The sequence below is a fragment of the uncultured Marixanthomonas sp. genome (assembly GCF_963974425.1).
GTDB lineage: Bacteria > Bacteroidota > Bacteroidia > Flavobacteriales > Flavobacteriaceae > Marixanthomonas.
Genome location: NZ_CAXBCK010000040.1, coordinates 24,063 through 36,500, shown reverse-complemented (window position 1 = coordinate 36,500; position 12,438 = coordinate 24,063). Strand labels below are relative to the sequence as shown.

10 protein-coding genes and 1 pseudogene are annotated in these 12,438 nt (G+C 36.3%); 5 read left to right on the top strand and 6 right to left on the bottom strand.

What is annotated here, in order from left to right; genetic code table 11:
• The 5 genes and pseudogenes from AACZ92_RS12110 to rpsL all read right to left on the bottom strand — a co-directional run.
• Positions 1–115: pseudogene (locus AACZ92_RS12110) on the bottom strand (50S ribosomal protein L3); the annotation flags it as partial.
• 220 nt (positions 116–335) lie between these two features.
• The gene (rpsJ, locus tag AACZ92_RS12105; protein ID WP_010181931.1) at positions 336–641 is read right to left on the bottom strand and encodes a 30S ribosomal protein S10; all 306 of its coding nucleotides are present in this window, start codon (positions 639–641) and stop codon (positions 336–338) included.
• Between the two features lie 9 nt (positions 642–650).
• A complete protein-coding gene (fusA, locus tag AACZ92_RS12100) occupies positions 651–2,783 on the bottom strand; it encodes an elongation factor G (protein WP_339701720.1) in 2,133 nt (710 codons plus the stop codon).
• Between the two features lie 5 nt (positions 2,784–2,788).
• A complete protein-coding gene (gene rpsG / locus AACZ92_RS12095) occupies positions 2,789–3,265 on the bottom strand; it encodes a 30S ribosomal protein S7 (protein ID WP_116695275.1) in 477 nt (158 codons plus the stop codon).
• A 23-nt stretch (positions 3,266–3,288) separates the two neighbouring features.
• The gene (rpsL, locus tag AACZ92_RS12090) at positions 3,289–3,663 is read right to left on the bottom strand and encodes a 30S ribosomal protein S12 (protein ID WP_117157697.1); all 375 of its coding nucleotides are present in this window, start codon (positions 3,661–3,663) and stop codon (positions 3,289–3,291) included.
• A 269-nt stretch (positions 3,664–3,932) separates the two neighbouring features.
• Between rpsL and AACZ92_RS12085 the strand changes: the two genes are divergently transcribed.
• From AACZ92_RS12085 to rlmB, 5 genes are all read left to right on the top strand, one after another.
• Positions 3,933–5,546: a hypothetical protein gene (locus tag AACZ92_RS12085; RefSeq protein WP_339701711.1), complete on the top strand. Its 1,614-nt coding sequence runs from the start codon at positions 3,933–3,935 to the stop codon at positions 5,544–5,546.
• 119 nt (positions 5,547–5,665) lie between these two features.
• Positions 5,666–8,740: a SusC/RagA family TonB-linked outer membrane protein gene (locus tag AACZ92_RS12080; protein ID WP_339701708.1), complete on the top strand. Its 3,075-nt coding sequence runs from the start codon at positions 5,666–5,668 to the stop codon at positions 8,738–8,740.
• 17 nt (positions 8,741–8,757) lie between these two features.
• Positions 8,758–10,188, top strand: coding sequence for a RagB/SusD family nutrient uptake outer membrane protein (locus AACZ92_RS12075; RefSeq protein WP_339701705.1), 1,431 nt, complete (start codon positions 8,758–8,760; stop codon positions 10,186–10,188).
• A 21-nt stretch (positions 10,189–10,209) separates the two neighbouring features.
• Complete coding sequence (locus AACZ92_RS12070; RefSeq protein ID WP_339701702.1) at positions 10,210–10,632, top strand: hypothetical protein; 423 nt, start codon at positions 10,210–10,212, stop codon at positions 10,630–10,632.
• 238 nt (positions 10,633–10,870) lie between these two features.
• Positions 10,871–11,608, top strand: coding sequence for a 23S rRNA (guanosine(2251)-2'-O)-methyltransferase RlmB (gene rlmB / locus AACZ92_RS12065; RefSeq protein WP_339701699.1), 738 nt, complete (start codon positions 10,871–10,873; stop codon positions 11,606–11,608).
• 12 nt (positions 11,609–11,620) lie between these two features.
• Here rlmB and AACZ92_RS12060 read toward each other — a convergent pair whose 3' ends face one another.
• Complete coding sequence (locus AACZ92_RS12060) at positions 11,621–12,400, bottom strand: rhomboid family intramembrane serine protease (protein ID WP_339701696.1); 780 nt, start codon at positions 12,398–12,400, stop codon at positions 11,621–11,623.
• Between the last annotated feature and the right edge of the window lie 38 nt (positions 12,401–12,438).

Genomic DNA, 12,438 nt, shown 5'->3' with positions numbered 1-12,438 from the left:
TTCTGACTTGGGTAACAACACAGGGCCCTGCTTCTATAACGGTGCACGGAATGTTTTTTCCGTTCTCGTCAAAAAGGCTGGTCATCCCTATCTTTTTTCCAATTAACCCAGACATATTTATATAATTAAAAATTATGAATTTTAGAATGCAGATCATCGGTGCCTACATCCCTCCTTCGTTTATTGTTTTTATTTCAAAGCAAACGGGGCCAAAATAAATTCGACCCCGAATGTTATCTTGTTTTCCGTTTTTCCCTTGCTTACAAGCGCAGGACATTTTACTTCGACTTTACTCAGCAAACACGTAGGCTTGTTAAGCTGTCGATGATGTTTACTTACACCTTAATCTCTACTTCTACACCACTTGGCAACTCTAACTTCATTAGAGCGTCAATTGTTTTTGAAGAAGAACTGTAGATATCCAATAGTCTTTTATAAGAACTTAATTGAAATTGCTCTCTACTCTTCTTGTTAACGTGTGGTGAACGTAGAACGGTAAATATCTTTTTGTGAGTTGGCAACGGGATTGGCCCTGTTACTACTGCACCTGTGCTCTTTACTGTCTTTACGATTTTTTCAGCAGATTTGTCCACTAAATTGTGATCGTAAGATTTTAGCTTTATTCTGATTTTTTGACTCATTCTGATCTGTTATACGTTAGCGGTTCCTTTTGCTGCTGCGATTACTTCTTCTGAAATATGTGAAGGAGTTTCAGCGTAATGTGAAAATTCCATTGTTGAAGTTGCACGACCTGAAGACAATGTTCTTAATGTGGTTACATAACCAAACATTTCAGAAAGTGGTACTTCAGCCTTAACAACTTTGGCACCTGCACGGTCACCCATACTACTCATTTGTCCACGGCGACGGTTAAGATCTCCTACAATATCACCCATATTTTCTTCTGGAGTTAACACTTCCAGCTTCATAACAGGCTCCATTATTACAGCTTTTGCAGCTTTTGCAGCATTTTTAAATCCTAATTTTGCAGCAAGCTCAAACGATAGTTGATCGGAATCCACATCGTGGTATGAACCATCTGTTAAAGTAACTTTCATCGCTTCTACTTCGTATCCAGCTAATGGTCCATTTTGCATAGCCATTTTAAAGCCTTTTTCAATAGAAGGTATAAATTCCTTAGGAACGTTACCACCTTTTATAGTAGAAACAAATTCTAATCCGTCTTTTCCTTCTTCTGCCGGTTCTAATGTAAATACAATGTCAGCAAATTTACCACGACCACCAGATTGTTTTTTGTACGTTTCTCTGTGATCCGCTTTACGCGTAACCGCTTCTTTGTACTCAACTTGTGGTTGCCCTTGGCTTACCTCTACCTTAAACTCACGTCTAAGACGGTCTACAATAATATCTAAGTGAAGCTCACCCATACCAGAAATAATAGTTTGGCCAGAAGCTTCATCGGTACGTACTTGGAATGTTGGATCTTCTTCAGCCAACTTAGCCAATGCCATACCTAACTTATCTACATCTGCTTTAGTTTTTGGCTCCACAGCGATACCAATTACGGGATCTGGGAAGTCCATAGATTCTAAAACAATTGGATGTTTTTCATCAGTAAGCGTATCTCCTGTTTTAATATCTTTAAAACCAACAGCTGCCCCAATATCTCCTGCTTCGATATACTCGATAGCATTTTGCTTATTAGAGTGCATTTGGTAAATACGAGAAATACGTTCTTTTTTCTGAGAGCGGTTGTTCAACACATAAGAACCTGCATCTAAACGACCTGAGTACGCACGGAAGAACGCTAAACGACCCACAAAAGGATCAGTAGCAATTTTAAACGCTAATGCTGCAAATGGTGCAGTTACATCAGGCTTACGAATTTCTTCTTCTTCAGTATCAGGATTCACCCCTACAATACCCTCTTTATCCATAGGAGAAGGCAAATAACGACATACAGCATCTAACAAGAACTGTACACCTTTGTTTTTAAAGGCAGAACCGCAAATCATTGGGATAATAGACATATCCATTACAGCAGCTCGAAGCGCAGCGTGCACTTCATCTTCAGTAATAGAGTCTTCATCCTCCATAAATTTCTCAAGCAAGTTTTCGTCATACGCAGCTACTTCTTCAATAAGAAGCGCACGATACTTTCTTGCTTCAGCTTTTAATTCTTCAGGAATTTCGATAACATCAAATGTTGATCCTTGTGTTTCATCATGCCAAACTACAGCACGGTTTTTAACAAGGTCGATAATTCCCTTAAAGTCACCCTCTTCACCAATGTTTAAAACAATTGGAACAGCGTTAGACTTCAACATGTCTTTTACTTGCTGGCAAACTCCTAAAAAGTTAGACCCTTGACGGTCCATTTTGTTTACAAAACCTATTCTTGGTACTTTATAGTTATCTGCAAGTCTCCAGTTAGTTTCAGATTGTGGCTCAACACCATCCACCGCACTAAACAAGAATACCAAACCGTCCAATACACGTAAAGAACGGTTTACCTCTACCGTAAAGTCAACGTGACCAGGAGTATCGATAATATTAAAGTGGTAATCTTTAGTTTCAGGCAGTTCTTTTGCATTTTCCATTGGGAACTTCCAAGTACAAGTAGTCGCAGCCGAAGTAATTGTAATACCTCGCTCCTGCTCTTGTTCCATCCAGTCCATTGTTGCTGCACCATCATGTACTTCACCAATTTTGTGACTTACACCTGTATAATACAGAACACGCTCTGTTGTTGTAGTTTTACCGGCATCAATATGCGCAGCAATACCTATATTTCTTGTAAATTTTAAATCTCTTTGTGCCATTTTATTTAGAATCTGAAATGTGAGAATGCTTTATTTGCTTCGGCCATTCTATGCGTATCAGTACGCTTTTTAACCGCGGCGCCTTCTTCTTTTGCAGCTGCCAATATCTCTGCCGCTAACTTTTGTGGCATTGATTTTTCGTTTCTTTTACGCGCAAAAAGAATCAACCACTTCATAGCTGTTGAAATTTTACGGTCTGCTCGTATTTGCATAGGGATTTGGAAGGTTGCCCCACCAACTCTACGACTACGAACTTCTACGTGAGGCATAACGTTAGACAAAGCTTCTTTCCAAAGCTCCAATCCTGTTTTCTCATCGTCTGTTTTTTTCTCTTCTACAATGTCAATCGCATCGTAAAATACTTTAAAAGCCACCGACTTTTTTCCATCCCACATCATGTTGTTCACAAAACGTGTTACCAATTGGTCGTTAAACCTTGGATCTGGTAAAAGTGGTCTTTTCTTGGCCTGTCTTTTTCTCATGTCTTCTTTTTAAAAGTTTTTAATTACTTCTTAGGGCGTTTAGCTCCGTACTTAGATCTACGTTGCGTTCGGCCTTCAACACCAGCGGTGTCTAATGCTCCACGAACAATGTGATACCTAACTCCCGGTAAATCTTTTACCCTTCCACCTCTAACCAATACTATCGAGTGCTCTTGTAGATTGTGACCTTCTCCAGGGATGTATGCGTTTACTTCCTTACCATTTGTCAACCTTACCCTTGCTACTTTACGCATAGCAGAGTTTGGTTTTTTAGGTGTAGTAGTATAAACACGCGTACAAACCCCTCTTCTTTGAGGGCACGAATCCAAAGCAGCCGATTTACTCTTCTTGGTTATTTTGGTTCTTCCTTTTCGTACTAATTGTGAAATTGTTGGCATATAAAATATGTATTATACTTATGTAATATAAAATACCCTTTTTTAAAAGGGTGTGCAAAGGTAAAAATTAAAATGAATTAATCAAACGTTACCAGCTTAATTTTCAGTGCTTTTTTTATTATTTTGAAAATTGCATAGTAAAACACCATATAGAAGGTTAGCTTTACAACTGTAATAGTATACTTTTTTTGAAGAATTTTTTATACATATTTTCACTCCTTATTATAACAACAATAAGTTCGACATCTGCTTTGTCGCAAACTCTGTATTTGGAAATTTCTGCTGAGAGACCTATTTCAAAAGAATTAAAAGACAGCCTTTTTATTACTAATACTTTTAAAGATTACAGCTCTTTACAAAAAGAAGTTGACACCCTGCCACAAAAACTAGAGCGCTTGGGTTTTATTGAAAGCAAATTAAAAAGCCTGATCAAAAAAAACGACAGCACTTACATTGCGGATTATTTATTCGGAAAAAAATATCAATATATTAAGGTATATTATAATGATGTTTTTTTCAGCAGAAAGGAATTACAAAAAATTGCTTCAGAAGTTACAGAAACCTATTTCATTCTTCCTTTTGAAACGACTGAAGCATCCCTTCAAAAATTGAACGTTTTAAAAACTGAAGAAGGAAATGCATTCGCTACCTTGAATCTTTCAAATTTACAAGTTGAAGAAAATCACCTTTCAGCAATGCTCGAATTTGAGTCTGGCCAAAAAAGATCATTAGACTCATTGGTAGTAAAAGGGTATGAAAAATTCCCAAAATCATTCCTGAAATATTATGCTGGAGCAAAAACCGGTAAGACTTTCGATAAAGAAAAACTAAAAGAACAAAACACAGCAATCAACAATTTAGGATTTGCCAAAACCACCAAAGCACCAGAGGTATTATTTAGAAAAGAAACAACAACAGCATACTTTTATATTGAAAAACAAAATAATAATCTTTTTGACGGTATTTTAGGTTTTGCTACCGATGAAGACACACAAAGACTTCAATTTAACGGCTATTTAAATCTAGAACTAAATAATAATCTTAATTACGGAGAGCAACTCCTCATTAATTATAAGTCAGATGGCAGTGATCAGCAAAACTTCAGAGTAAAAGCCACCTTACCCTACCTCTTTAGAACACCTTTCGGGATTAGTGGAGAACTAAAAATTTTTAAACGAGACAGTACTTTTGTAACTACAGAACAGCAGGCACGGCTTAATTACCAAATAAACCCAGTATCAAATGCGTATATAGGTTACAAAGGATATGAATCCAGCAACCTTCTTGATGAAATTGAAGTAGGCAGCACAGTAGAAGATTTCAACTCCCGTTTTTTCATCGCTGGCGCTTCGTTTATTAAACGACAAGGCGATGCGTTATTCCCTATAAAAACAGAGCTAACACTTGACTCAGAAATCGGGTCTCGCGAACTAGAAAATACTAGTGAAGACCAAATAAAACTATCCGTATTAGCAAGTACTATCTTCAACTTAAATCTTAATAACTCCATATTTATAAGAAACAAGACCGATGTTCTTTTCAGTGAAACATACATTACAAACGAACTATTTAGATTCGGCGGCATTAATAGTATAAGAGGCTTTAACGAAAATAGTATTGATGCTTCTCTTCTGTCTACACTCAACACAGAATATCGATACCGTTTTAACAGCGGTTTGTATATACACAGCATCCTTGATTTTGGGTATTTTCAAAACCAAACGTTAAACATAGAACAAAACCTATACAGTGCTGGTATAGGGCTAGGAATACAAACAAAGGCAGGCATCTTAAAATTAAATATTGCTAACGGAATATCAGAACAGCAAAATTTTAACTTTTCAAATACAAAAATTCACCTAAGCCTAACTTCTAAATTTTAAGGAAACCTTACGATAGCTTTACTTTATCTTAAAATAAAACTAAAATTTACCGTTTAAAAGTTGTGTAATTAACTTTTTATTATGATTTTTGGCGTTGGCTAATTCAAATAAATTATAAAATGAAAACAAAGTTTAGTGGAATTTTAACGCTTTTATTAGCGTTAGTAGTGCAACTTTCGTTCGCACAAGAAAAAACAATTACAGGTACTATTACCGATGATACTGGGCTGCCCTTACCTGGGGTAAACATCATAATCAAGGGCACAAGTACAGGTACTCAATCAGATTTTGATGGTAATTACTCTATTGGAGCTGAAGTTGGACAAACATTAACATATAGTTATGTTGGTTTTGAAACCAAGCAGGTCAAGGTGGCATCTTCAAACAACATAAATGTTGAAATGGCAGCCGGAGCAACTCTTGAAGAAGTTGTAGTTACTGGATATTCTAACCGAAATAAAACCGTACAAACCTCTGCAGTGGTATCCATTTCTTCTGAAGAAATAAACCAACTTGCTCCAACAACTAGTGTTGATAACATGTTGCAAGGTAAAGCTGCCGGTGTTCAAGTAACATCAGCTAACGGTAAACCAGGACAAGGAGCGTTTGTACGTATTCGAGGTCAAGGTTCATTGGTAGCGGGTGCTTCTTCTCCATTATATATTGTAGATGGAGCTCCAGTTAGGGAGCAAGAAATGGGAAACATTGCGCCTGAAACAATCGAAAACATTACCATCTTAAAAGATGCGGCAACGACGGCTCGTTATGGGTCTCGTGGAGCTAACGGGGTGGTAGTAATTACCACAAAAAGTGGTAAAAGAAACAAGGATGCTACAGTTAGATTTAGCTCACGATATGGAGTTACTTCACGTATAGATCCTAATTACACTATGATGAATGCTTCTCAAAAACTTCAATACGAAGCTGAATTATATGCCTTAGGTGTAACGGCAGCTGGTTCTTTACCAGGTGTTACAACTGCGCCAGGTAGTCCAGAGCGTCAAATATTATTAGATAACGCTGTTGACTGGCAAGACCTAATATTAAAAGACGGTATTGTTCAAAACAATAATATCTCTTTTTCTGGTGGAGCTGAAAAAATGGATTACTATTTTTCTGTAGGTCATGACAGAAACACTGGTATAATAGATAAGATTGGCGGTTTTGAAAGATTGAATTCTAGATTAAACATTAATTTTGATGCCAAAGAATGGTTAGCACTTGGAGTTAACGTTGGATATTCAAGATCAAGAAGTGATGAGCCAAGAGATAGAAACAACTCTCAAAACCCATTTAGGGCAATGTTAGATTACAATTCTTATGAATCAGAATTTCTTTTGGACGAAGAAGGACAAGTTGTTTTAGATGAAAATGGTGACCCTACATTTAACCCAACACATACCACTTTCCCAGTACGAGGAGGTCTTGAGACAGAACCAGAGTATTATGTTGAAAACCAAACTTTAGCTTCTGTTGATGCTACTGTAAAACTTACTGATAACTTCAGCTATCAATTTAATACTTCTGTAAGTCATATAAACCGAAGAAGCGAATATTACGCTAAACCAGGAGGTATTTTAGCAGACTTATTAGCCTTAGACGGTAGTAAAAATGATCAAGGTTATCAATTATTAGACCTTACATTGAGTAATCGTCTTAACTACACGCTATCTACTGAAAACCACAATTTAAACGTGTTAGCGTTATATGAATTTAACCTTAATGAGACTAATCAATACTTTTTAAGAAGTGAAGGCTTTCCTTCTGCGCAGTTAAGCACGCAATCTAATGCTGCTACTGTTACAGATGGAGATACATTTAGAAACCGATTAACTTTACTTTCTTATGGTGCATTTGCTGAGTATGATTTCAAACAACGTTACTTAGCGTCTGCTTCAGTTCGTCGTGATGGATCTTCAAACTTTGGTTCTGATGTTCAGTATGGTACATTTTATAGTTTTAGTGCTGGTTGGAACATTGCAAAAGAAGACTTCTTTAATGTAGATTTTATTGATCTATTAAAAATAAGAGGTTCATATGGTACTGTAGGTAACAGAAATGGTATTGGACGTTATGCTTCTCAGCCAACTGTTTCATTTAGTCCTTATGTAGATGGAACTAGTGCAACTGAAATAGAAAACATAGGTAACCCAGAATTACAATGGGAAACAACAACCACTTACAATGTTGGTTTAGAGTTCAATATGTTTAACAATAGATTACGTGCAGTAACAGATTATTTTGTTCGTGACACTGATGATCTTCTTTTCAACGTGCCGACAGCAACTGAAGCTGGGGTGGGTAGCATCCCTGGTAACCTTGGTGGTATCCAGAATAAAGGACTTGAAATTTCATTACAAGGAGATATATTCAGATCGTCAGATTTTACTTGGACTGTAGGTGGTAATGTTCTTTTCTTAGATCACGAAATTACAGAATTACCTGACGGAGAGGATATTGCAGTAGCAGATAGCTTTGGAATTCTTTGGAGAGAAGGTGGTAAAATAAACCAACATTATTATGTTAGGTACGCGGGTGTAGATCCAGCAAATGGACAACCTTTATTTTACGGAGGTGATGGTGAAATTTATACAGCCGGTAATCTACCAAGTGGTTTAGATGAAAATGGTGAAGAAATTGAAAACAGAGTTCTTGATGGACGATCTACAATTGCTGATACAGAAGGTGGTTTCTTCACTAATATTCGCTACAAAGGCTTCGGTCTTAGAACTGACTTTGTGTTTAAAGCAGGGAACTGGATTAATAATATAATTAGAGCACAACACGTTACTAACGGATCTACAATTGCAGACAACCATGCTGTTGAAGCTTTTAATTATTGGCAAGAACCTGGAGATACTGGCGTACTTCCTAGTCCTATTTACAGAAATGAAATTGCTAATGTAGATTCTGACCAGTTCCTTGAAAAAGGTGACTACATACGTATGCGTAATGTAACTTTATCATATGATTTTACAAACGACATATTAGACAAGACACCATTTAACACCTTGCGTATATATTTACAAGGGCAAAACTTGTTAACCTTTACAAAGTTCTGGGGTGATCCTGAAGTAGGTATATCATCTGGAGAGACAATTGATTTCACTGATACTGTTGCACCAGGAGAGGTTACTTTATACAGTTACCCAAATACTAAATCCGTTCAACTTGGCGTAGACGTAAGTTTCTAATATTAAAAAAAAACAAAATGAAAAATATATTTTATAAAATAACAATTTTAGCTCTTATCGCCGGGTTTTCAACCTCCTGTGATAGTGAACTAGATCAAACGCCTTTCGACGAATTTAGTACGGGTCAGGCGTATGTTACAGCAGATGATTTTGAAAATGGTATCCGTGGTGTTTACCTAGACATAGCCCTCGGCATATACAGCGGTAGTGATGCAGGATCAATGCTTACTACACCTGATATATTATCAGACAATGTTACTTTGGCACAAGCAGGTCGAAATACACAGTTTACAGCTCATAACTGGAACTATTCCCCAGCTAACGATATATTGGCAGGTCTTTACTTTTTTTCGTATGAATTAATTTATAGAGCCAATACTTTATTAGCATTTGCGGAAGACTTTGAAGGTGAATCCAAACCAAACATTATTGCAGAAGCAAAGTCTTTAAGAGCTTTGGCTAACTTTAACTTGGTAAACTTTTTTGGTAAGATACCAACACAATCTAGTGATGCAAACAGTGCTTTAGGTATTGCATATGTTACTGAGGCAGATCCATTAATTGAACCTGCTCGAATTTCTGTAGGCGAAGTATATAACAATATTGCCACAGATTTAGCAGAAGCAGCTGTAAATATCAATGAGGACAATGGTGCAGGCAGACTAGGTAAAGACGCTGTAAACTTACTTTTGTCTCGTGTATACCTATATATGGGAGAATGGCAAAATGCTATAAATGCTGCCAACAAAGTAACTGAAGCTATTGCTTCTAGGGAAGATGTAGTGGGTGTATGGACAGATGAAAACCAGTCTGGTTTAGTTTTCTATATTCCTAATAACGTAGGTGAGATAAACGCAAGTATTGGTGTTGTTTGGAGTCAAGGACCTCCTCCACAATTAATCCCTGAATATGCAACTTCATTTGAATTATATAATTTATTTGCAGAAGATGATATTCGTAGAGATGCCTATACTTTCTTTGGTACTGATGCTTCAGGAAATGATTATAATGCTATAAAAAAATTGTATGGACGTGATAATCTTTTTAACGGACGAGTTGATTATAAGATTTTCCGTGCTGCAGAGGCTCAATTAAACATAGCAGAAGCTCAGTATAACTTAGGAAACGAAAGTGGAGCTAGAGCAGCTTTAGATGCTGTACGTTCTAAAAGATATCTTACCCCACCAAGTGGTGAAACTGGTACAGCGCTTCGCGATGCTATCCGTTTAGAAAGACGTCTTGAATTTGCTTTTGAATACCAACGTTTCTTTGACCTGAAGAGATGGGGACTTCCTGTAACAAGACTGAGCACAGGGGAATATGCGGATGGAACCGGAACACCTTCCGAACAGTTGACTTTACAAGCTAATAGCTTTAAATTTCAATTGCCTATTTCGCAATCTTCACGTGATCAAAACCCTAACTTACAGCAAAACCCTGGGTATTAATAATTTTAAAAAATCGACAAAATGAAAAGATTAAATATAATATTTGCGATACTAACTTTAACCATTTTTACGGTTTCTTGTGAAACTTATGATGATTTTGAAGAGCAAAGAGAAATTGTAGTTGGGTTTTCAACACCTACAGAGTCATTTGACCTTGAAGATGGTGAAGAAAAAACAGAAACTTTAAGTGTTTTTAGTTCAGAAGCTACAAGCGCTGACAGAACATTTAACGTAGTGGTAGTTGAAAGTGAAGTGGAAACAGAAAGCTATACTTTTGATAATACTGTAACCATACTTGCAGGTGAAAGAGAAGGTTCTATTGATATTACTGGATTTGGTGTATCTCTTACAGAGGAAGAAAAAACATTGACACTCTTAATTGAACGTGCCGATGCATACGTTTCTGGAGGTCCAGCAGTAATTACCTTTACTAGAGATGAATAAATAAACCCTCTCTATTAAATATAACAAGGTCGCCTTTTATAGGCGGCCTTTTTTTATACTTTAAGCAAAAAAAATCGCTTTTCTAATTAATCTCTTATTAAAGATTAAGACAATACTATTTTCAGTATTAAAAACTACTAAACAAAGTATTCGACTAAAACTTCTATTATTTTAATTAGTAAAAATCTAAGCTAGATTCCACATATTGTATGTTCTTTTTAATGCTTACTTTTGCAGTATGAGCAAAAAAGACAACATTTTTGGCATTTACCCAGTACTTGAGGCTATAAAATCTGACACTGAAATAGACAAAGTCTACATTCAAAAAGATTCCGATAACGATAAATTGGCCACTATAATTTCAGAACTTGAAAATAAGCAAGTAACCATTAACCATGTACCGGTTGAAAAACTAAACCGATTAACAAATGGTAACCACCAAGGAGTTGTCGCGATTACCTCACCTATTTCTTTTGTGTCTCTTGAAGAAATTGTTGAAAAAAGCTTATCATCCAAAAAAACACCTTTGTTTTTAGTTTTAGATCAGATTAGCGACGTACGTAATTTTGGTGCGATCATCCGTACTGCAGAGTGTACCGGTGTAGATGCTATCATCATACAGAAAAAAGGAGGTGCACCCGTATCTGGCGATGCAGTAAAGACTTCTGCAGGAGCTATATTTAACATGCCCATTTGTAAAGTGGACCATATAAAAGATGCCATTTATTATCTTCAAGGTTCAGGCATTAAAACTATTGCGGCTACAGAAAAAGCTGAAAAAGACATTTATAACACTTCTTTTAATAAACCTTTGGCCTTAATTATGGGTTCAGAAGGAAAAGGAGTTTCTACTTCTGTTTTAAAAATAGTTGATGAGCAAGCAGCATTACCTCTCTTAGGCGAAATTAATTCTTTGAATGTAAGTGTTGCCTGTGGTGCTTTTTTATATGAAGTAGTTCGGCAGCGTGCTAACTAAAATACAAAAGCCTTAAGTAATACTATCGTCTTCAGAGTTCTTTCTGAAATAATAATTGATTTTTGTTAACTTTTTTTCAATCTCGGCTTCAATTTCTGTTTCAGTTTTAGGATCAATATTAGGTTCTTCTGTAATTTCAATAAAATTTCCTTCTTCATCAAAATGTTGTAAAAACTTATCTTCTTCAGGATTATAATCATCCCGTTGCCAGTCATATTTTTTTTCAGGAATCTTATCTTCCTTGAAAAAGAAAGCAAAAACCAAACCGACCAAAAAGCCAGATAAATGGCCTTCCCAAGATATTTTTGTATCAATAGGGAATACATACCACAGTAAACTTCCGTAGAGAAAGACTACAACTAATGACAAAGCTATTAATTGATACTTTTTTGAAAAAACACCTCTAAAAAAAAGAAATGATGCTAATAGATATACAATTCCACTTGCACCAATATGATACGAGGGTCTTCCTATAAACCACGTTAACAGACCTGTTAATAGTAATCCCCCTAGTAAAACGCTCCATTTCATCTTACGATAAAAGTAAAAAAGAGAAGCCGTCAACACAAAAAGCGGAACAGAATTATTAAATAAATGTTGAAGTCCGCCGTGAATAAAAGGCCCAAAAAGAACGCCCCTCAGTCCTTCTATTCGTTGTGGATATATTCCGTAGGTTGTAAATCGCCATCCAAAGCGTATCTCAGCCCAATATACAACCCATATCGTGAGCACAAATAGTAAGGGCCCATAAATGACTCCCGGATAAAATGATAAAGGTTCTTTTTTGGACATATATTCTAAGTAACAAAAAGTAATCCCAACACTAAATT

Bases quoted from the DNA above. Each gene is read 5' to 3' on its own strand.
- rpsJ (WP_010181931.1), bottom strand. From the start codon at position 641: ATGAGTCAAAAAATCAGAATAAAGCTAAAATCTTACGATCACAATTTA.
- fusA (WP_339701720.1), bottom strand. From the start codon at position 2,783: ATGGCACAAAGAGATTTAAAATTTACAAGAAATATAGGTATTGCTGCG.
- rpsG (WP_116695275.1), bottom strand. From the start codon at position 3,265: ATGAGAAAAAGACAGGCCAAGAAAAGACCACTTTTACCAGATCCAAGG.
- rpsL (WP_117157697.1), bottom strand. From the start codon at position 3,663: ATGCCAACAATTTCACAATTAGTACGAAAAGGAAGAACCAAAATAACC.
- AACZ92_RS12080 (WP_339701708.1), top strand. From the start codon at position 5,666: ATGAAAACAAAGTTTAGTGGAATTTTAACGCTTTTATTAGCGTTAGTA.
- AACZ92_RS12075 (WP_339701705.1), top strand. From the start codon at position 8,758: ATGAAAAATATATTTTATAAAATAACAATTTTAGCTCTTATCGCCGGG.
- AACZ92_RS12070 (WP_339701702.1), top strand. From the start codon at position 10,210: ATGAAAAGATTAAATATAATATTTGCGATACTAACTTTAACCATTTTT.
- rlmB (WP_339701699.1), top strand. From the start codon at position 10,871: ATGAGCAAAAAAGACAACATTTTTGGCATTTACCCAGTACTTGAGGCT.
- AACZ92_RS12060 (WP_339701696.1), bottom strand. From the start codon at position 12,400: ATGTCCAAAAAAGAACCTTTATCATTTTATCCGGGAGTCATTTATGGG.